We start from the raw sequence: 20,095 nt of genomic DNA on the forward strand, positions 1-20,095 counted from the left end.
GGGTGGGATAATGGCGAGTCTGAGAGATCTGGGCCTCTCGGAGTACGAGGCGCGGGCCTACCGCGCCCTGCTGGAGGCGGGGCCCACGACGGCGAAGGAGCTCTCGCGGGCGAGCGACGTGCCGATGGGCCGGATCTACGACGTGCTCAACAGCCTGGAGACCCAGAGCCTGGCGCGCAGTCAGACGGCGAGTCGGCCGAAGAAGTACGTCGCCGTCGAGTCCGACACGGCCTTGGACCGGCTGCTGGACGCGAAAAAGCGCGAGCTCGAACAGCAGGTCGAGCAGTACGAGGACATCGTCGACGACCTGACCGACGAACTCGACGGGACCGACCCCGTCGAGGAGCCGTTCTGGACGGCCAGCGTCGGCCCGGGCGAGGCGCTGGATCTGCTGGTCGAGCGGCTCACCGCGGCCGACGAGCGGATCGTCGTCGTCGCTTCCGCCCCGGTCCAGCAGTTCGACATGGACGACGTGGCCGCCCGCATCACCGCCGCGCTGGAGGACGCCCTGAATCGGGGCGTCTCGGTGTCGATCCTGCTGACGCCCGAGATGGTCGACGCGCTCCCCGAGGCCGTCGGCGAGCGCTACCGCGAGGCGCTCCAGCCCCACGAGAACTTCGAGACGCGGACGAGCGCGAACGTCACCGGCACCTTCGAGATCGTCGACGACACCGAGGTCTGCATCGAGGTCCCTCATCCGCTGACCGACGACGAGACCCTCGCGGTGATCGACCTCAAGGACCCCGAGTTCGCGGCCGACATCGCCGCCGAGTTCGCGCCCCGGTGGGACGAGGCCCGCCGGTTGCGGCTCTGACCGGCGGTCGCGGCCGCGTTCGGCGCACGAGAGATCCTGTCGCGGCTGTAACCAATCCTTAAGTCGCTCGCCGCCGCGGGACGGGATACATGCGGCTACTGCACACCGCGGATCTGCACCTCGGGCGCGGCGGCGAGCGGTCGCTGGACGCGCTCGACGCCCTCCTGGCCGCGGCCGAACGCGAGGCGGTCGACGCCCTGACCGTCGGCGGCGACTGCTTCGACTCCGCGGCCGCCGCCGACGAACTCCGCCCCGAGTTGCGCGAGCGGTTCACCGACAACGACTTCGACGTGCTGGTCGTCCCCGGCAACCACGACGCCGCGGTCTTCGACGGCAACGTCGAGTTCGGTCCCGACTTCCGGGCGCTCTCGACCGACCCCGTCGAGGTGGCGACCGTCGGCGACGGCGAGGTCCTCGGCGTCGCCGACCGCGAGCGACTGGGCGAGGACCTGTTCTTCGACGTGCGCGAGCGCGCCCACGAGGAGGCCGTCCTCCTGATGCACTGCACGCTCGACGCCGGGTTCGGCGCCGGCGCGACCGGCGACGAGGCCGAGCCCACGTACTGTCCCGTCCAGACGGAGACGCTGGGCGAACTCGGCTACGAGTTCGTCCTCGCGGGCCACGTCCACAGCGAGCTCTACCAGCGGAAGCTCCCCAACGGCGGCCTGTTCATCTACCCCGGCTCGCCCGTCTCCCACTCCTGGGCCGAACTCGGTCGCCGCCACGCCGTCGTCGTCGACACCGACGACGCCAACGTCCAGCCGGTCGCGCTCGACACCTTCTACCGCGACCGCTTCGCGGCGACGGTCGCCCCCGGCGACGGCTACGACGCCATCGAGCGCGTCGAGGGGTGGATCGACGGCCAGGAGACCGACCGCAGCGACCTCGAAGTCCGCGTCGACGGCTTCACCGAACTCGACGAGTCGACCTTCGACGAGCGCCTGCACGCCGCCGCGGGCCCGGCGACGGTGGTCAACGAGACCCGCGGCGTCGCGGCCGTCCTCGACCACCCCATCTACGCCGACTTCGTCGACCGGCTCGACGACCGCGACCTCGACGAGTTCGACCGCGTCGACGACTCCGAGGTCGTCGAGGAGCGACTCGTCGAGACGCTCGCCGAACTGCTGGCCGCCGGCGAGGTGACCCACGCGTGAAGCTGCGCGAGGTCCACGTCGACCGCTACGGGCCGCTCCGGGAGACGCTGCAGTTCGGCGACGCCCACGTCGTCTACGGTCCCAACGAGTCCGGGAAGACGCTGCTCGTCGAGTCGCTGCTGCGGTCGCTGACGGGCGACCGGCGCGTCGCCCAGCCGCGAGTCGACGAGCCCCCCGAGGGATACGTCGTCCTCGACGGCGACGAGGGCGAGCACAAACTCGCGAACGGCGAGACGCTGCTGGACCGCTACGCCGAGCGGTACAACTTCGAGCTGACGCCGGCGGAGTTCCGCAACGTGTTCGTCGTCCGCGACGGCGACCTGCGCGTGCTCGACGAGCAGGCCTTCTACCGCCGGGTGACCGACCGCGTCGTCGGCATCTGGACCGGCGATATCGAGACGGTCCGCGACCGCGTCGTCGAACGCGGCCGCCTGACGCCCGACGAACGGGACCTCTCCGGCCGGGACGACGCCGCCGACCAGCGCGACCTGGCGACGGACCTGCTCGCCGACGTGGAAGCGTACCTCGACCGGGCCGACGACGAGGGGCTCGACGCCGCCGAGCGGGCGTGCTACGAGGCCGCCCGCGAGCGGCGCGAGGCCGAGGCCGAGGTCGAGGCGCTGGAGGCCGCGAAGGCCCGCGAGGACTACGAGCAACTGGTCAAGGCGAAGGGGTCGCTGGAGCGCAGCCTCGACGAGCGGGCCGAGCTCCCCGACGAGCGCGACCTCGACGAGCTGTCCGAGCGCTTGGACGACCTGGCGACCGGGAGCGAGGACGAACTACGGCGGCGCAAGGCCTGGTACCGGCGAGCGACGCTCGCGGCGCTGCTGGCCGGCGTCGTCGCGGCCGCGGTGCCGCTGGGACTCGGGGTCGACGAGCCGCGACTGGTCGCTGCCGGCCCCGCTGCCTTCGGCGTCGTCACCCTCGTCGCGCTCGGGGCCTACCGGTCGGCGAGCAACGCGGTCGGCGGGCTGGAACGCGACCGCGAGGCGGTCGTCGAACGGGCCTCCGAGGTCGGCATCGACGCCTACGACCCGCCGGCGGTCCGCGGGGCCATCGCCGACTACCGCGAGGAACACGACAACCACGCGGAGGTCATCCAGGGTAACACGGAGGTCCTGCGGCAGTGGCTCGACATCGACGCCGAGGACCCCCGCGAGGTCGTCGCCGAGGCCGGGGACGCTCTCGACACCCGGCGGGCGGAGATCGACTTCGACGCCGACCGCGAGTTCACCGAGGAGACGCTCGAAGACGCCCGCGAGCGCGCCCAAGCGGCCGACGAGCGCGAGCGCGAGCGACGGGAGACGCTCCGCGACCACCGCCGACAGATCGAGCGGTTCGCCGAGCGCGCCGGCGGCGTCCGCTTCGAGGCGTTCACCGGTGACCCGCTCGATCTGACCGTCGCCAACCTCGGAGCACTGGCGGATCTAGCCGACCGCCTGCGGGCGGTCGTCGACGCCATCGAGACCGACGCCGACGTCTCGCGGGCCGCGGCGACGGTGCTCGACCGGATGGCCGCCTCCGAGCACGAGAAGATGGCGACGCTGTTCGCCGACGGCGAGGCCGCCGACGTGTTCCGGCGAGTGACCGACGACCGCTACGTCGACGTGGGCCTGGCCGACGACTCCCGGCTGGTGGTCGAGCTGGCGAGCGGCGAGCGGCTCTCGCCCGCGGAACTCTCCCGCGGGACGCGCGACCAGCTGTATCTCGCCGTCCGCGTCGCGCTCGGCCGTCGCCTCATGGAGGGCCGCGACGGCTTCTTCCTCATGGACGACGCCTTCCTCTCGGCCGATCCCGAGCGGCTCCAGCGGCAGGCCGAGGTTCTCGGCGACCTCGTCGAGTCGGGCTGGCAGGTGGTGTATCTCACCTGCAAGCCCGACGCGAGAGACGCGCTGGCCGAGCGGGCCGGCGCGGACGTGACGGAACTGACGCCGCTGTGACGAGATCCAGTCCGCGGTGAACGTTTCTAACGGTGGTTCACAACCGAATTCGGACCGGAAAGTCGCCACTGCTCGACTCGATTAATCCGAAATGCAACGGAGACCGTACCCGTGTCCGATGAGCTAAAACCCGTGAGGAGAGGGACGAATCAGTCGCTGGCCGACAGACGATCGTAGGAGTCAGTTCGGCCTTCGCCGAGTACGACATCGAGTTCGTCCCGCTCGAACCGGACGAAATCGTCTTCCCGGGATGCCCCGTCAAGTCTATCTAAAACAGACTTGAATCCTTCCGTACCCCCCTCCAGCGATTGGAGGACACGGGCTTCACTCGGGTCCATACCCACACCAAGTAGCAACGTAGATAAAAGTCTGGTGGTCGGTTCAACTTTTCACGGCGTCGTGTACGTCCGGGGGCTGATGGTGAACTGAACAGGCGTCTCGATCTCAGGCAACGTCGTCTCGCAACTCTCCGAGCCTCGTTCGCCGGCTTCGTAGTTCGTGGGCGTACCGTTCTTTGGCATCCTGAAACAACCACCCGTAGAACTCTTCGTTCGCGTTTCGATACTCGACGACCTCCGAATGGAGACAGATATACGCGTCGTCCCTGTCTTCCAGATATCCGATCGCGGCTTCCCTGTCCCGTGACCCGCGGACCCAGTCGAGAAGGAGTTGCCGGTCTATCACGACACCGTCGGACTCGTCGATGTCGAAAAAGTTGTATTTCGTATTTGTAAGCAGACTCGGGGTTCTGATCTTCTGGACGACCACTCGCAGCGAGTTCATATACGCACCCATCTCAGTGAGGCCGCTCTCCCGAAGGTTCGAGAGGTACGGCTCGAACTCGTCACAGGAATCCGGAGAGCAATTTTCGTTGGTGCAGTCGCAATAGAACCGTGACTGGAAGTCCTGTGCTTTCGAAAACACGCCATACGAGGCGGAGAAATAGTCGTGAAGACAGATGAGGAATCGATCGTTCTCGTCTTCTGTGATAGCGCCTCTCCCGTCGGACTGAACGTCCGAGCGGAACTCGAGCAGCAGATCCTCCAGTCGGTCGGTGTGGTGGAAATAGATTTGGAGGGCACGCTGGAGACTGTCACGCTGCCAGACGAGGCGCTGTCCCGGGTGATCGGAGAGTTCTTCGAGGAGTTCTCGGACTTCGTCATCAGCAGCCATCGATGGGAAAGTCAACAGGAAGCGATGATGTCGTCGGTAGTTACCGTGTCGGTTCGTCGGTGTACAGATCGCAGGCTCGTCTGACTGCCACAGATCGCCCCCTCACTCGTGGTTGACGAGACACTTCGAGAGCCCGATCAGCTCCACGGGCTCGGAGTTGTCCGGCGAGTAGACGACTTTCTGGCCCTTCTCCATGTAGGGGACCTTCTGTTCGAGGTTGGCGGGGATGTTCACCGCCGAGATGGCGTCGTCGTCGCCGAGGTTGAGGACGACCGTCGAGTTGATCTGCTTGAAGACGGGGTCGGCGATGTCCTGGGGGTCCTGCGTGATGAGAAAGAGGCCCAGCCGCTCTTTGCGGCCCTGTTTGGCGGCCTCGGTGAACTTGCCGATGATCTGCTCGCCCTGGACGCTGTCGACCTCCGAGAGGAAGTTGTGGGCCTCGTCGAGCCCGAGGACGAGCGGTGTGTGCTTGATGCGCTCGTACTCGGGGTCGTTCGAGAGCTTCTGGTCGACGATCAGGGCGGCGAGCGCGAGGACCACCGTCACGGTCGTCCGGGAGTTGTTGATGTGGTAGGTCGGGACGACGGAGACCCCACCCGCGCGGACGAACTCGTGGACCCGCTCGGTGATCGGGCGGGCGTCCTGGTCGAAGATGCCGTCGAAGCCCAGCGCGCGCCGTTTGACCGCGTTGAAGGTGGCCTCGTGGACCCGTCCCGTCTCGTCGAGTTCCTCCCGGAGCGCCGGGTCGTCGAGGAACGTTTTAAACTGCTGATAGGTGCCGTCGGCCCCGTAGTCCCGGGAGAAGCGGTTGAGCAGCAACTGGAGGGCGTTGTACTGGTTCCCGTTCAAATTGGCGCCGGCGATGAGCCAGGGGTTGTCCTGGACCATCGAGAAGGGGATGGTGAACTCGACCTGCTCGGCGCGGTGGTCGCCGGTGGCGTAGGTCGCGCCCTGGACTTTCGGGACGAACGCGATGGTGTCGTCGACGCCGCCGTAGGCGATCCCCTCCCGCTCCAGGCGGCGGGCGAAGTCGCTGTCGAGGTCGGGGTTGTCGTCGTGCATCTGGGCGTACTCGTCTTGCGGGTCGAACATGACGAGTCCGGGCGACACGTCCCGACTACCGTCCTCGACGGGGTAGGTGCGGTCCTCGGCGAGGTACTGCCGGAGGACGTTCTTGGCGCTGTGGGTCTTGCCCGACCCGGTGCCCCCGGCGACGAGCGTGTGGCGGAAGACGAGCGGGTCGCCGTCCTCGTAGTCGTCTTTCAGCCGGTAGTCGATGTGGGGCGGGTCGGCGGCGGTCTTCACCTTCTCGCCGCCCACCGAGAGGTGACCGAGGAAGACGCCGTCCTCGGGGATCTTCAGGCCGGTCTTGATCTCCGACTTGTCCGTGGCCTCGCGGACGACCGTCTCGGGTTTCGGGACGCGGTCGGTCATCCGCCGCTTGAGTTCGTCGCCCTCGGAGTACAGCACCGCGACGGGCTCCAGCGTCGCGACGAACTTGAAGTCCTGCTCGTCGATGTCGCCCCTGCGCATCGCGCGGCGGGCGTGGATCTCGGTGGCGTCGTCGGCGCGGAACTCCTGGGCGTACTCCAGGGCGGTGATCCGGCAGAACAGCCGCTCTTCGTCTTGGTAGGGGACGAGCAGGTACTTCCCGATCCGCACGTCCGAGCGGTTCTCGACGGTGACGTACGCCCGCAGCTCCGTCTCCTCGCCGTCCTCGCTGATGCGCAGGCCCTCGGTCGCGGAGACGACGCCGACGCCGCGGTCCTCGCCGGCGGGCGTCACGTCCATCGCCTCGAAGTCGTCGTCGGCGTCGCCCGCGTCGAACGCGTCGGCGTCGGTCGAGTCGGACGCCGATCCGTCCGCGGCGGCCTCGGTATCGACCGCCGCCGCGTCCGCGCCGTCGGCCGCCCCGCCGTCGCCCTCGTCGCTGCCGTCGAAGTCGGTGAAATCCCCGAGATCGGACATACCCGCCACGTCGTACTGGGAGGGTATGGGTCTTGCCCACCGCCCGTCTCGCGGAGAGCGGGCACACCGCACCCACCTCGCTGCCGGAGACGCGGGTCCGAAGGGCGGCCTCCGCGGTGCTCCGCCCCGATGCGGTGGACGAACCGCGCGCCGACGGCGCGCGGACGCCGACGATACGTGAGCACGCGTTCCGGATCGACGTCCCCGGGCGGTCGGGTCCTGCCGACCGCGGTAGTCTCAAGACCCCCGGCGCCCGAGAGACCGGTATGAACGGCGAGGCGGTCCGGGTACTCACGTACAACGTTCGCCGCGACACGGCGCGCGACGGGGAGTTCGACTGGGCGGGTCGGCGCGACGCCGTCGCGGGCACCATCCGCTTTCACCGCCCGGACGTGGTGGGCCTGCAGGAACCGCTCGCCCACCAGTACGCGGATCTGCGCGAGACCGTCCCCGGCTTCGAGTGGGTCGGCGACTCGCGGGAGGCCGAGGAGGGCGACGGGGAGTTCTGTCCCGTCGGTTACCGCGGCGACCGCTTCGACCGGCTCGATTCGGGCACGTTCTGGCTCTCGCCGACGCCCGACGACCCCGGCAGCGTCGGCTGGGACGCCGCCTACCCCCGGATCGCCACGTGGGTTCGCCTGCGCGACCGCGCCGCCGGCGGGACAGTGCTGTACTGCAACACCCACCTCGACCACGAGGGCGCCCGCGCCCGCGTCGAGGGCGCTCGGGTGCTCCGCGAACGAGCGAGCGAGATCCGCGAGGACGACGAACCGGTCGTCGTCGGTGGGGACTTCAACTGCGTGGCCGGCGACGAACCGTACCGGGCACTCGCCGACGATAGCGGCGACGCCCCCGAAGCCAAACGGGGTGGACAAGGCGGGCTCCGGCTGGTCGACGCCCGCGAAGCGAGCCCGTACCCCGCACACGGCCCGGACACCACCCGGACCGACTTCGAGTCGCTGTTGCCCGACCGGGGGATCGACCACGTCTTCGTCGCCGGCGCGGCGGTGGAGGGGTACGGCGTCGCCGCCGACGCGGTCGGCGACGGCTGGTTCCCCTCCGACCACCTCCCCGTCGTCGTCGACCTGGATCTGTGGACCTGAGCGGGCGGCCGACCGCCGTCAGCCGTCCGGGACCGCCGTCTCGGCCTCGAACCGGTCGAAAAAGTCCTGCATGAACGCCCAGCGGGACTCGCCGCGCCGGCGACCGGGCGGCGTGTACAGCGCGTCCAGTCGCTCGCGCGCCCACTCGCGGAGGAGCGTCAGGTCCGGCACGCCCGCGTCGTCCGCGCCGCTGGCGCCGACCGCCCCGGGAGCCGACCCGGTGTCGATCGCCGCGTACTTCTCGCCCGCTCGCCCCGAGCGCTCGCCGACGATACAGGCCAGGCGGACGAGACCGACCGCTCCGGCCGCGTCAAGCTTGTCGGCGTCGAAGAGCAGTTTCGCCGCCGTGGTCTCCGGTTCGGGGGAACTCGGCCGGATGCTGTGACTCCGCAGACAGTGGACGACCGCGTCGACGCGGTCGGCGGTCACTCCCTCAGAGGCCAGCAGGTCCGACGCCTCCACGGCCGCCCACTCGCCGTGGTCGTCGATCTCGCCGGTCCGTTCGAGCGGCCGGCCGACGTCGTGCAGCCAGGCCGCCGCGGCGAGGACGCCGCTGTCGACGGACCGGTCCCAGTCGCCGGCGAGCCGAAGCGACAGGTCGCGGACGCGCTTGGCGTGGAACGCGTCGTGAGCGGGGAGGGCATCGTCGTAGTGCGGCACCGCCAGCCGGCGGGCCAGCGAGTCGAGGTCGGAGGGCATTGCCGAGCGGTCCGCGCGCCGACAGGATAGCCGTTCTGGAAGCGAACGCCGAGTCGTCGGTTCCCCGGAGCGCCCGGCGCGCTTTTGCCGTTCGGCCCCCTACCGTCGGGGATATGCTACTGGTACGCGGCCACGCGGGCGGGACGGCGCTGACGGGGACGCTCTACGAGCGGGGCGAGCGGCCGCCGACCTTCGAGGGCGCGCCGGACGAGGGCGCCCCCTACGTCTGGATCTGCGACGAGTTCTACGAGGTGGAGTCGGGCGGACAGCTCCAGCGGATCGACGGCACGGAGCGGCGGGTCGCCTTCGAGGCGCCCACCACCCGCGGGTTCGACACGCGCGAGGCGGGGCTGGCCGCGGCGAAGGAACACGTCCGCACGCAGTTCGCCCGGCTCGGACTCCGGGGCGAGGACGTCGAGATCGAGATAATCGAGAACCCGGACAGGGAGGAGCCGGAGCTGTAGGAGTCGCCTACTGCACGTCCGACGACGACGCGCGGTTGAGCAGGTAGACGGCGATCCCGCCGAACAGCACGTCGAGCGCGAGCAGCACGGCGATCGCGGGGACGAGCGTGTTCCAGATCCCCGTGAAGCGAGTGACCTCGACGACGGTCATCACGTCCTGGTCGAGCATCAGCGCGCGAGCGGCGTCGACGCCGTAGGTGATGGGGTTGAAGGTAGCGACGGTCTGGATCCAGCCGGGCATCGCCGACAGCGGGAGAAAGGCCGTCGAGACGAACAGCAGGGGGAACTGCAGGAGGTTCGCGCCGATAATCGTCGACTCCTGGTCGCGCGTGACGACGGCGAAGATGTTCGAGAGCGCGACGAACCACAGCGAGAAGAGGATCCCGACGAAGACGATCCCGACGGCGCCGACGAACCCGGTGGCGACGTTCGCGCCGAGGACGGTGCCGAGGCCGAGGATGATGGCGATCTGGACGACGATGCGGAGGATCTCGGCGGCGGTCTTGCCGAGGAACATCGCCGAGCGACTCATCGGCATCACGAGCGTCTTCTCGAACAGCCCTTCCTCCATGTCGTTGACGAGGCCGATCCCCGACCCCGCGGCGGCCGCCAGCGACACCTGCATCGCGATGGCGGGCAACAGGAACGTCTCGTAGGTGATGCCGCCGGTGGCGCCGCCGCTGATCGCGCCGGTGGCGATCTGGCCGAACACCTGCGTGAACAGGACGAGGAAGATGATCGGCTGGACGAGCGACCCGACGACGACGAAGGGGTTGCGCACCGCCTTGAGGTTCCAGCGGACGAAGTTCACCCAGAAGTCGCCCAGGAAGGAGTTGCCCGACAGCCGCTCGTCCGTCGGACGGGCGGTGCCGCCGTCGGTGCGAACGTCCCCGCCGTCGGTCTCCCGCGCGTCGTCGACCGACCGATCGCTCATTCGGCGGTCACCTCCCCGGTCACGTCGGCGGCGTCGGCCGCCCGGTCCTCCGAATCGAGCTCCTCGCCGGTGATCGCGAGGAACACGTCGTCCAGCGTCGGCGAGCGGATGTTGAAGCCGGTCACCGTGATCCCGTCGTCCCGGAGCGCGACCAGCAGGTCGGTCCCGTGCTGGCGGGCCCGCTCGGCGGTGACGCTGATGCCGTCGTCGGTGACCGCCACGTCGGCGTCGGCGTCGAACACGTCGCCCGCGCGGGCGATCTCGGCGGCGCGCTCGCGGGCGGCGGCGCTCCCGTCCCCGGTCGCGTCGACCGCCTCGCCCTCGATCTCCACGTCGAGGATCTCCCCGCCGACGCGGCGTTTCAGCTCCATCGGCGACCCTGTGGCGACGATCTCGCCGTCGAGGATGACCGAGAGGCGGTCGCAGAGCTGGTCGGCCTCCTCGAGGTACTGCGTGGTCAGAAAGAGGGTCGTCCCGCGCTCGTTGATGCGCTCGAAGTACTCCCAGAGGCGGTTTCGGGCTTTGGGGTCCAGTCCCGTCGTCGGTTCGTCGAGGAAGACGAGCGGGGGGCTGTGGACGAGCGCGGTCGCGGCGTCCAGCCGCTTTTTCATCCCGCCGGAGAACTCGCCGGCGCGCTTGTCGCCCACGTCGGCCAGGTCGACCAGGTCGAGCAGTTCGTCGATGCGGTCGGCGCGCTGGCTCTTGGGCACGCCGTAGGCCCGCGCGGCGAAGCGGATGTTCTCCCGGGCCGTGAGTTCCTCGTCGACGCTGGTCTCCTGGGCCATGTAGCCGATCGTCTCGCGGACGCGGCGCGCGTCGTCGCGCACGTCGTAGCCGTTGACGGTGATCGAGCCGCCGGTCGGCGAGAGGAGGGTCGCGAAGGTCTTGATCGTCGTCGTCTTCCCGGCGCCGTTCGGGCCGAGGAAGCCGAAGAACTCCCCTTCCGGCACGGTCAAGTCGATCCCCTTGACCGCCTCGGTCCCGTCGGCGTAGGTCAGTTCCACACCGCTGGCTGCGATGGCGTTCCCGCGACCGTCCCCGGCGTCGCCGCCGTCCGGTCGTGGCTTCCGTTCTCTCACGCGAGTGAGTTACGGCTACGCGCCCGTAGCCCTGGCCCTAATCCATTCGGGGTTTTATGTGTGAGTCGGCGTTGCGGAACTGCGCGACGAGGTGGCTCTGGGCGCGGCGCAGTCGCTCGGAGCACGACGCGGGCGTGACGCCGAGTTCCTCGGCCACGTCGGCGGTCGACGCCGTCCGCGGCACGTCGAAGTAGCCCATCTCGTGGGCGAGCACGAGCGCTTCGCGCTGCGGTTCGGTCATCCCCGGCGGGCCCGGGGAGTCGCCGTCGAGAGCGCCGAAGGGGCCGGGTTCCTCGGCGTCGCGGGCGCCGTCGCCGTCGTCGACCTCGACGAGGCGGTCGAGGCGGAAGGTGTAGTCGTTGGTCCGACAGAAGTCGCGGAAGGCGTCGAACTCCTCGCGGTCGGCGAACCACCGTCGCTCGGTCCACCCCTCCGGCGTGACCGTCACGCGGTCGGGGACCGACCTGTTGTTCGCGAGCGCCTCCAGCCCCTCCGGCGGCCCGCCGGTCGGACGACACTGATACCGGCGGGCGTCGCCGTCGGCGACGACCAGCGAGTGGTCGGTCACCGAGTCGGCCGCGGCGAAGGCGGCCTCGACGGCCTCGCGACTCGCACCGACCGTCCGCACGACGAACTCCGGCGGCCCCGACGGCGCGGCCCCCACCGACTCGAACTCGACGGTCGCCTCGGGCACGCCGGCCGCCACGTCGACGAGCGCCAGGTCCTCGCCGGCCAGCCGAAACTCCGCGATCAGTCCCATGGGACTCGGGAGGGCCCCGAGCGTGTTAATCGATCGGACGGCGCGGTGGCCGGTTCGGTCGACGGGGCGCCGATCCCGGGGAGCGACCCGGGTTGCGGGTCCCGGGGTTCGCCGGCGCGCTCGTCGGACCCGGCGAACGGGTGCGGCCGATCGCCTCAGTCGTCGGCCGCCGACTCCGCGGGACCGCCGCCGACCGCGACCGCCTCGCCCTCCCGGACCTCGATCGCCTCGATCAGCAACTCCGCCACGTCGACGACCTCGATCTCGTCCTCGAAGCCGCCGGTCTTGCGGCCGTCCTCGAACATCGTGGTACACATCGGGCAGGCGACGACGAACTTCTCGACCGCGGGACCGACGGCGGTGTCCTCGACGGCCTCGCGCAGCCGTTCCTCGCTGGGTTTGGGCTCCTCGTCGAACTCCATCCAGAGGCCGCCGCCGCCGCCGCCACAGCAAAAGGAATCGCTCCGGTTGCGCGGCATCTCCGCCAGCTCGCAGCCCGTGGCGCGGACCAGCTCGCGGGGCGCCTCGTACTCGCCGTTGTACCGCCCGAGGTGACAGGGGTCGTGGTAGGTGACGGTGTCGTCGAGTTCGTCGCCGCGCAGGCCGAGCCGGCCCTCGCTCACGAGGTCCTCGACGACCTGGGTCCAGTGGAAGACCGGCGCGCCCGCCCAGTTCTCCTCGGGCACCTCCATCATCGGGTCGTCGGCGTACGCCTCGAAGTCCACTTCGGGGTACTCGTTTTCGAAGGTGTTCATCGCGTGGGGGTCGGTGCAGACGATCCGTTCGAACTCACAGTCGTCGAACGTGTCGACGAGGGTCGCGGCCTGCTCGACGAAGAGGAACTCCTCGCCGACCCGGCGGGCGTCGTTGCCGTCGTACACCTCGTCATCGTAGAGAATCCCGTAGTCCACGTCCGCGCGCTCGAAGATGCGGGCGAGCGAGCGAGCGACCTTCCTGTTGCGGTCGTCGAAGCTCGGGTAGTCGCCGACGTACCAGAGGTACTCCACCGACTCCTCGCGGGCGTCGGTCGGCTCGGCGTCCAGTTCGTCGGCCCAGTCCGCGCGCTTGCGCTGTGACTCCCCGAAGGTGTTGCCCTGCTGCATCACGTTCTGGAAGACGTCCTGAACCGACCGGTCCAGGTCCCCCTGGTCGACGAGCTGGCGGTTCATCCGGGTAAAGGAGTCGAGGTGTTCGATCTCGACGGGGCAGGCGTCCATGCAGGCCATGCACGACATACAGGACTCCATCGTCGCGGCGTCGACGACGGAAGTACCCCCGTCGGCGACGATGTCGACCGCCTCGCTGCCGGCGTCGCGACTCTCGCGGTAGCGCTTGAGGTCGAGGATCACGTCCCGCGGGTCGAGCGGGCGACCGGCGGCCTTGGCCGGGCAGGCGGTCGAACAGCGGCCGCACTTGGTGCAGGCGTCCTGGTCGAGCAGCTCCTTCCAGGTGAAGTCGTCGATGGACTCGGCGTTGGTGGCGTCCAGATCGGCCGGGACGCCGGGGAGCCGGCGACCGGCGTCCTCGTCGCGGGCGACGACGTTGGCCGCCGAGGCGAGCATGTGGAACGGTTTCCCGAGCGGGAGCGCGGCGATAAAGGCCAGCGCGAGGACCGAGTGGCTCCACCAGACGAGCGGGTACGCCGCCTCGGCCGCGGCGGCGCTCACGCCGGCGCCGTCGAGGGCGACGGCGACCGCCCAGCCGACGAAGCTCACCGTCTCGAAGTCGGGGAAGTTCTGCCCGAGGATCCGGACCCCCTCGGTGAGGTAGCCGCCGACGCCCAGCAGGAACAGCGCCCAGACGAACAGGTCGTCCTCGGCGGAGGTGTGACGACCCCACAGGCGGTCGTCGCGGGCGGCATAGCGCCGGTAGAGGAGGACGCCGAGGCCGACGACGAACAGCAGCCCCATCGCGTCGACGACGAACGAATAGGAGAGGTAGAAGTCGCCGACGAAGAACGAATCGCCCGTGAGCGGGCCGTAGATGTCCATGTCGATGCCGAGGACGGTGGTCGCGATGAGAAGCGTGAGAAAGCCCCAGAGGACGAAGGCGTGAGCGAGGCCAGCGACGAGATCGCCGTCGCGCAGGGTCCGGTTCGACAGGACGGTCCCCGCCGCGCCGACGACCCGCTGGGGCAGGTCGTCGAGCCGGTTCAGCGGGTCCTCGCGACCCTCGGCGTAGCGGGCGACCCGGCGGTACGACCCCAGCAGGAAGACGGCGATGGCGACGGCAGCGAGGTAGTAGAACGCGGCCTTCCCGACCGGGCCGATCCCCCAGAACGTCGGGCGAGTCACCGCGTCGGCCTGGAGCAAGCGCATACTAGAACCCGGTCGGACGCCCCCTTAACGTTTGTCACGATCCCACACGGATTCGGTTCACAACCGTTGTGCCGTTTGTCGGTTTTCGGCGGTCGCGAGTCGAGCGCGACGGTGACGACGAGGCCGCTCGCCGCAGATGTCAACAATTATTTAGGTGTGCGTCCCCGCAATGCGGTTCGGGCAATGGACGAAAAGACCGAGGAACTGCGGGACATCTTCATGGACGTTTCCGACGAGGAGACGGTCACGGAGACCCAGGAGGAGCCGCGGGGCTCCATCGCGGACCAGCCGGACGAGGCGACGATCCGCGAGCGCCTGCGGGGGGTAATCGAGGCGCTCGCCGACCGCTACGACTTCGACTCGGCGTTCGAGACGGAGACGTACGTCGACCTGGTCCGGGGGTTCTACGACGACGGGTCCGACGAGGCGATCGCCGACGACCTCGGCGTCTCGCCCGACGAAGTGTTCCGCGCACGCATGGATCTGCACCTGTTCCGGGGGGACGACACGGCGGCGCCGTTCGACATCTGCGAACTGCGCCGCCGCCGCGACGCCGACGACGCGGCGCTGGCCGCCGAGTTCGGCGTCGACGAGCCGACGCTGGCCCACTACCGCCGCGTCGTCGACGCTCAGGACGCCGCCCGGGCGGCGAACCACCGCTATCAGACCGAGTTCGACGAGATACTCACCGACGCCGCCATCTCGGGGTCGCTCACCGAGTCCGTCACCGACGACGGCCTCGACGAGGCCGCCGAGGACATCGAGACTGACGTGTCGTTCTGAGCGGGGACTTCGATCCGATCTCCTCGGCACCGGGGTCTCCGTCCGCGTTCGATTCGTGCCGATCAGTTTCGCGTGCGAAACCATCCTTTTCCGCCTCGGGTTTCCTCGCTCACTCCGTTCGCTGCGGGAACCACTCGGCGCAAAAACATGGGTGAAAAAGGCCGCCTCCGCCGTCTTCGACGGCTCCGGCGGTGAACCGCTCGCTTCGCTCGCGGACGATCGACTAGGGATCGACCACTAACTGCACCGCCTGTACTGAACGTCGCGACTCGTGTCCCACCGTCGGTCCCGTCCCCGCCGAACGACCCCGCAACAACACTTAGGCCGGCGGCGGACGCCCGTCGGGTATGCCCGGGGCCGACCGGCCGAACGTCCTCTGGATCGCGATGGAAGACACGACGCCGCGATTGGGGTGCTACGGCGACGAGCTGGCCCGAACCCCCGAGATCGACGGGCTCGCGGCCGACGGCCGGCGCTACCCGAACGCCTTCTCGACCGCGCCGGTCTGTGCCCCCAGCCGCTCGGCGGTGATGACCGGCTGCCATGGGAACGCCATCGGTACCCACCACATGCGGACGACCCACACCAACGACGACGCGCCCGAGCTGCCGACGCCCTACGACGCCGTCCCGCCCCATTACGTGACGGCGGTTCCCGAGTTGTTCCGGCGGGCGGGCTACTACTGCACGCTCGACTCGAAGGCCGACTACCAGTTCGGGACGCCCGCGACGATGTGGGACCACCACGGGTCGGACGCGGACTGGCGCGACGACGCCCGCGACGCCGACCAACCGTTCTTCGCGATGGTCACCAACGGCGTCACCCACGAGAGCGGCCAGTGGGACCCCACCGAACCGGGGACCGACGACCAGTTCGGCGGGGCCGTCGCGGACCCCGAAACCGACCCGTCGGCCGTCGAGGTCCCGCCGTATCTCCCCGACACGGAGACCACGCGGCTGGCAATCGCCCGGCAGTACGACAATGTCGCGCGCTCGGACGCGTGGGTCGGCGACGTGCTCGACCGCCTCGCCGCCGACGGGCTGGCCGAGGACACCATCGTCGTCCTGTGGAGCGACCACGGCGAGGGGCTCCCCCGCTCCAAGCGCTGGCCCTACGACGGGGGGATCCGCGTCCCCCTGATCGTTCGCTGGCCCGGCGCTATCGACCCCGGGAGCGTCGACGACCGACTCGTCAGCACGATGGATCTGGGGCCGACAATGTTGGCCGCCTGCGGCCTCGACGTACCGCAGTATATCGGCGGCCGGCAGTTCTTCGGCCCGGACGCCGACGAACGGGAGTACGTCTTCGCCACGCGGGACCGCTACGACGAGTCCTACGACATGGTCCGGGCCGTCCGCGACCACCGGTTCAAGTACGTCAGACACTACCGGCCGGGGACCCCCTACCGACAGTGGATCCCCTACCGGAATCGCCACCCGGTGATGCGGGAGATCCTCGAACGCGCCCGCGAGGGGGAACTCGAGGGCGCCGAGCGGTGGTTCGACGCCGACCGGCCCGCCGAGGAGCTATACGACCTGCACAGCGACCCCTGGGAGGTCGACGACCTCGCCGGCGATCCCGAGTACGCCGACACGCTGGACCGGATGCGCGGGGCACTCGACGACTGGCGCGACCGCGTGGGCGACGCCGGCGACACCGCCGAGAGCGAGATGGTCCGCGAGCGCTACGGCGGGACCGACCAGCCCGAGACCGCCGCGCCGCGGTTCCTCGTCAACAGCCCGAACCACGACGAGCGCACGGCCAGGACTGCCGGGCTGGAACTGGAAGGGCCGGCGACGCTGTCGCTGTACTGCGCCACCCAGGGCGCGTCGACGCGCTACGCGTTCGCCGACGAGCGCGTCGACGAGGACGGCACGGAACCCCGCTGGCGGCTGTACACCGGCCCGGTCGACCTGCCCGAGGGCGAGACCACCGTGCGGGCGAAGGCCGTCCGCTACGGCTTCGCCGAGAGCGACGAGCAGGTGGGGATCTTCACCGTGTCGGAGTGAGGTGTCCCGGAGTCGCCCGTCAGAAAAGCTATCCGGCTGGGCGGCCAATCACGCAGTAATCGGGCGAACAGCATGACAGACGACACCGACCAGCCGACGGCGGACGGGCGCTCGGGGGAGACCGAGACCGTCGGGAATCTGGTCGAGAAGATACGGGCACTGGACGACGACGAGGAGCGCGGGCAGGGGATCCTGCTGGACCAGCTCGCCGAGGTCGAGACCCGCCTCCTCTCGTTCGGCCGCGCGCTCGGGGGCGACCCCGACACGGTGGCGGACCTGCCCTTTACCGAAGAGGCGGGCACCGACCGGATGCCCGAACCGCTGTACGTCCGCCACGACACCGAGATGCTCAACCAGGTGACCGGCTGGCTCCTCCAGGAGCAACACATCGGGCTCGTCAGCCACTACGGCACCGGCAAGACCGCCTTCCGGGAGATCGTCCGCCGCGACCTGGGCGAACACGACGACTTCGTCGTCGCCGTCCTCGACAACCCCCGCGAGACCACGCCCCGGAAGCTGTACGCGACGATCCAGACCACGGCAGAGGCCGCTGGCTACGAGGTCGAAGACCGGGACTACTGGCAGACCCGCGACGGCGTCCCCTGGGCCACCGAGGACGCCAAGGAGGCCGCCCGCGAACTCGTCGAGGACGTGCGCGCCGACGGCAAGACCATCCTGCTGGTCGTCGACGAGATCGAGGTGTTGCCCCCGGAGATCCTCTCGACGCTGCAGGTCGCCGGGGACATGGGCGTCCGCCTGTTCCTGATGGGCACCCCCGAAGGCAAGGAGCGCGTCGCGGATCTCAGGGGAACGCTCGACTCGCGGCTGCGCTACTACGAGGGGATCGAGCCGTTCGGTCCCGAAGACATCGCCGAGTACATCGCCCGCTCCTTTGCCTACTTCCGCGACGAACCCTACGAGGACCAGCCCGTCGAACTGTTCACCGAGGCCGCGGTCCGCGACATCCACGAGCGCAGCGAGGGGGTCCCCCGAGAAGTTCGTATCGAGTGTCGGGAACTCTTCACCCGGGCCGCGTTCGTCTGGTACCGCACCGGCCAGGAGATCGACCGCATCCAGATCACCCCCGAACTCCGGCATCGCCGCTTCGGGATGGGACGGTAGTTCTCTCTCGCCGACGGAATCTCACCGTTCTCGACGGTCATCGGTTCACGACGGGTGCTGGTGTTTGATCCGCTCGGCGTGGACGCTGGGGACCTCGCTGCGACACTCCCGGCACTTCCAGGTCGGATACACCTCGCCCTGCTCTTTGCGGAGGTCCTGTTTGTACTCCAGGGTCGCCCCGCACTGGCAGGTGTAGGCCATACCCGACGCACGCGGCGAGCGACAATAAATCGCCCGCCGGTCCGCCGACCAGTCAGCTAACCGGAACTTACAGGGGGCTGTCGGGCGGACTGTCGCGTATGACCGCGACCGACGCGAGCCTGCTCGACCTGCCCTCTGCCGAGTCGACGCGTCACACCGTCAACGGCGTCGACCTGCACGTCGTCCGCGCGGGCGACCCTGACGACGAACTGGTCGTCCTCCTGCACGGGTTCCCGGACTTCTGGTACGGCTGGCGCCACCAGATCCCCGCGCTGGTCGACGCCGGCTACTACGTCGTCGTCCCCGACCAGCGGGGCTACAACCGCAGCGAGAAACCCCGTGCCCTCGACGCCTACCGGATGCGCGAACTCTCGGGCGACGTCGCCGCACTGATCGACGCCGAGGGACGCGACGACGCCCACGTGGTCGGCCACGACTGGGGCGCAGCGGTCGCGTGGGATCTGGCGCTGCGCCACCCCGACACCGTCGACCATCTGGGGATCATCAACGTGCCACACCCGTCGGTGATGCGCCGGACGCTGAAGTCCAGTCCCCGCCAGCTCGCCCGCAGCTGGTACATGTTCTTCTTCCAGTTGCCGGTCGTCCCCGAGATGGTGCTGGGGCGCGGCGACGCCCGGGGCGTCCTCGACGTGCTGGAGGGCAGCGCCAACCCCGGCGCGTTCACCGACGACGAACTCGCCCACTACCGCGACGCCTGGCGCCGGCAGGGCGCGATCCGCGGCGCCGTCAACTGGTACCGCGCGCTGCTCCGCCGCCGCGACGACGCGCCCCGCGAGACCGTCGACGCGCCGACGCTGGTCGTCTGGGGCGACGAGGACGCGGCGCTGCTCCCGTCGATGGCCGCCGAGAGCGTCGGCTACTGCACCGACGGCCACCTCAAGCGGATCCCGTGGGCCTCCCACTGGGTCCACGACGAGGAACCCGAGCGGGTCAACGACGCCTTGGTCGGACACCTGCGGGACGGAAACGGGTCCTGACCCACCGCGGGCTCGATTCCGCCCTCAGTTCAGCGCCAGGAACCGGTAGTTCAACACCGCGGCGAAGGTCACCCAGGCGAGATACGGGACCAGCAGCGCGGCCGCGCGACGGTCGACGCGGTCGAAGGCCCAGATCGTCGCGAGCACCGCAGGCCACAGCGCGACGATGACGACCAGTCCGGCGAGCAGGTTCTCCGCGGCGAAGAAGGCGGGCGTCCACGCGACGTTGAGGACCATCTGGCCGGCGAACGCCGCGAGCGCCACCCGTCGAGCGGTCCAGCCGCTACCGTCCGCACTCGTCCCGACGCCGCCGCGACCGTCGGCCAGCCACACGAGCGCGACGGCGACGCCCAGCAGGGTAAAGAGGAGCGTCCAGACGACGCCGAACAGCCACGGCGGCGGGTAGATCGTCGGCTTCGCGAGCGCCTGGAACCACGGCGACCCCGGCCCGGACAGCACCGCCGGCGCGGCGCCGACGAGGTTGACGAGCAGGACCCCCGCGACCACCGTCAGCACGCGCTCGCGTCCCCATCCGCCGGATCCGATCGTCGATGTCTCGGCCATGCGTCCGATACG

General features: G+C 69.6%; 19 protein-coding genes. 9 read left to right on the top strand and 10 right to left on the bottom strand.

Translation table 11 applies throughout. The annotated features are described in order from the left end of the window. Window positions 1-10: 10 nt before the first annotated feature. The 3 genes from HZS55_RS03235 to HZS55_RS03245 all read left to right on the top strand — a co-directional run bounded on the left by HZS55_RS03235 (window position 11) and on the right by HZS55_RS03245 (window position 3,908). Window positions 11-814, top strand: a complete 804-nt coding sequence (locus tag HZS55_RS03235) for a TrmB family transcriptional regulator (RefSeq protein ID WP_179910316.1) — start codon at window positions 11-13, stop codon at window positions 812-814. 89 nt (window positions 815-903) lie between these two features. Then, the gene (locus HZS55_RS03240) at window positions 904-1,968 is read left to right on the top strand and encodes a metallophosphoesterase family protein (protein WP_179910317.1); all 1,065 of its coding nucleotides are present in this window, start codon (window positions 904-906) and stop codon (window positions 1,966-1,968) included. After that, a complete protein-coding gene (locus tag HZS55_RS03245; RefSeq protein WP_179910318.1) occupies window positions 1,965-3,908 on the top strand; it encodes an ATP-binding protein in 1,944 nt (647 codons plus the stop codon). Before HZS55_RS03240 ends, HZS55_RS03245 begins: the two co-directional genes overlap by 4 nt. A gap of 149 nt (window positions 3,909-4,057) precedes the next feature. On the opposite strand, the gene HZS55_RS03250 is transcribed toward HZS55_RS03245, so the two are convergent. The 3 genes from HZS55_RS03250 to HZS55_RS03260 all read right to left on the bottom strand — a co-directional run bounded on the left by HZS55_RS03250 (window position 4,058) and on the right by HZS55_RS03260 (window position 7,049). Beyond that, window positions 4,058-4,246, bottom strand: coding sequence for a hypothetical protein (locus HZS55_RS03250; protein WP_179910319.1), 189 nt, complete (start codon window positions 4,244-4,246; stop codon window positions 4,058-4,060). 106 nt (window positions 4,247-4,352) lie between these two features. Continuing rightward, the gene (locus HZS55_RS03255; protein ID WP_179910320.1) at window positions 4,353-5,081 is read right to left on the bottom strand and encodes a hypothetical protein; all 729 of its coding nucleotides are present in this window, start codon (window positions 5,079-5,081) and stop codon (window positions 4,353-4,355) included. 102 nt (window positions 5,082-5,183) lie between these two features. Beyond that, a complete protein-coding gene (locus tag HZS55_RS03260; RefSeq protein ID WP_179910321.1) occupies window positions 5,184-7,049 on the bottom strand; it encodes an ATP-binding protein in 1,866 nt (621 codons plus the stop codon). 266 nt (window positions 7,050-7,315) lie between these two features. Here HZS55_RS03260 and HZS55_RS03265 point away from each other — a divergent pair, with 266 nt between their 5' ends. Beyond that, on the top strand, window positions 7,316-8,152 hold the full coding sequence (locus HZS55_RS03265; protein WP_179910322.1) for an endonuclease/exonuclease/phosphatase family protein: 837 nt from the start codon (window positions 7,316-7,318) through the stop codon (window positions 8,150-8,152). Between the two features lie 18 nt (window positions 8,153-8,170). On the opposite strand, the gene HZS55_RS03270 is transcribed toward HZS55_RS03265, so the two are convergent. Beyond that, window positions 8,171-8,851, bottom strand: coding sequence for an HD domain-containing protein (locus HZS55_RS03270; protein WP_179910323.1), 681 nt, complete (start codon window positions 8,849-8,851; stop codon window positions 8,171-8,173). Window positions 8,852-8,964: 113 nt separating this feature from the next. Here HZS55_RS03270 and HZS55_RS03275 point away from each other — a divergent pair, with 113 nt between their 5' ends. After that, the gene (locus HZS55_RS03275) at window positions 8,965-9,315 is read left to right on the top strand and encodes a DUF7113 family protein (RefSeq protein ID WP_179910324.1); all 351 of its coding nucleotides are present in this window, start codon (window positions 8,965-8,967) and stop codon (window positions 9,313-9,315) included. Window positions 9,316-9,322: 7 nt separating this feature from the next. Here the strand turns inward: HZS55_RS03275 and HZS55_RS03280 are convergent, their stop codons facing one another. From HZS55_RS03280 to HZS55_RS03295, 4 genes are all read right to left on the bottom strand, one after another. Then, window positions 9,323-10,249, bottom strand: a complete 927-nt coding sequence (locus HZS55_RS03280) for an ABC transporter permease (protein ID WP_246308346.1) — start codon at window positions 10,247-10,249, stop codon at window positions 9,323-9,325. Further along, window positions 10,246-11,328 (bottom strand): ABC transporter ATP-binding protein, encoded by a 1,083-nt coding sequence (locus HZS55_RS03285; protein WP_179910325.1) that lies wholly within the window; start codon window positions 11,326-11,328, stop codon window positions 10,246-10,248. The genes HZS55_RS03280 and HZS55_RS03285 overlap by 4 nt, the downstream gene beginning before the upstream one ends. Before the next feature lie 37 nt (window positions 11,329-11,365). After that, the gene (locus tag HZS55_RS03290; RefSeq protein ID WP_179910326.1) at window positions 11,366-12,088 is read right to left on the bottom strand and encodes a helix-turn-helix domain-containing protein; all 723 of its coding nucleotides are present in this window, start codon (window positions 12,086-12,088) and stop codon (window positions 11,366-11,368) included. A 155-nt stretch (window positions 12,089-12,243) separates the two neighbouring features. Next, on the bottom strand, window positions 12,244-14,406 hold the full coding sequence (locus HZS55_RS03295) for a heterodisulfide reductase-related iron-sulfur binding cluster (RefSeq protein WP_179910327.1): 2,163 nt from the start codon (window positions 14,404-14,406) through the stop codon (window positions 12,244-12,246). Between the two features lie 183 nt (window positions 14,407-14,589). On the opposite strand from HZS55_RS03295, the gene HZS55_RS03300 reads away from it, so the two are divergent. From HZS55_RS03300 to HZS55_RS03310, 3 genes are all read left to right on the top strand, one after another. Next, window positions 14,590-15,189 (top strand): conditioned medium-induced protein 4, encoded by a 600-nt coding sequence (locus HZS55_RS03300; protein ID WP_179910328.1) that lies wholly within the window; start codon window positions 14,590-14,592, stop codon window positions 15,187-15,189. Window positions 15,190-15,536: 347 nt separating this feature from the next. Then, window positions 15,537-17,198 (top strand): sulfatase family protein, encoded by a 1,662-nt coding sequence (locus tag HZS55_RS03305; RefSeq protein WP_179910329.1) that lies wholly within the window; start codon window positions 15,537-15,539, stop codon window positions 17,196-17,198. Between the two features lie 72 nt (window positions 17,199-17,270). Then, complete coding sequence (locus HZS55_RS03310) at window positions 17,271-18,320, top strand: ATP-binding protein (protein WP_246308347.1); 1,050 nt, start codon at window positions 17,271-17,273, stop codon at window positions 18,318-18,320. 45 nt (window positions 18,321-18,365) lie between these two features. Here the strand turns inward: HZS55_RS03310 and HZS55_RS03315 are convergent, their stop codons facing one another. Then, window positions 18,366-18,521, bottom strand: a complete 156-nt coding sequence (locus HZS55_RS03315) for a hypothetical protein (protein WP_179910330.1) — start codon at window positions 18,519-18,521, stop codon at window positions 18,366-18,368. A 98-nt stretch (window positions 18,522-18,619) separates the two neighbouring features. On the opposite strand from HZS55_RS03315, the gene HZS55_RS03320 reads away from it, so the two are divergent. Further along, the gene (locus HZS55_RS03320) at window positions 18,620-19,519 is read left to right on the top strand and encodes an alpha/beta fold hydrolase (protein ID WP_179910331.1); all 900 of its coding nucleotides are present in this window, start codon (window positions 18,620-18,622) and stop codon (window positions 19,517-19,519) included. A gap of 24 nt (window positions 19,520-19,543) precedes the next feature. Here HZS55_RS03320 and HZS55_RS03325 read toward each other — a convergent pair whose 3' ends face one another. Next, entirely contained in the window at window positions 19,544-20,083 is a 540-nt protein-coding gene (locus HZS55_RS03325; RefSeq protein ID WP_179910332.1) for a TspO/MBR family protein, read from the bottom strand. Window positions 20,084-20,095 lie beyond the last annotated feature (12 nt).

It is taken from the genome of Halosimplex rubrum, from assembly GCF_013415885.1.
GTDB classification, from domain to species: domain Archaea; phylum Halobacteriota; class Halobacteria; order Halobacteriales; family Haloarculaceae; genus Halosimplex; species Halosimplex rubrum.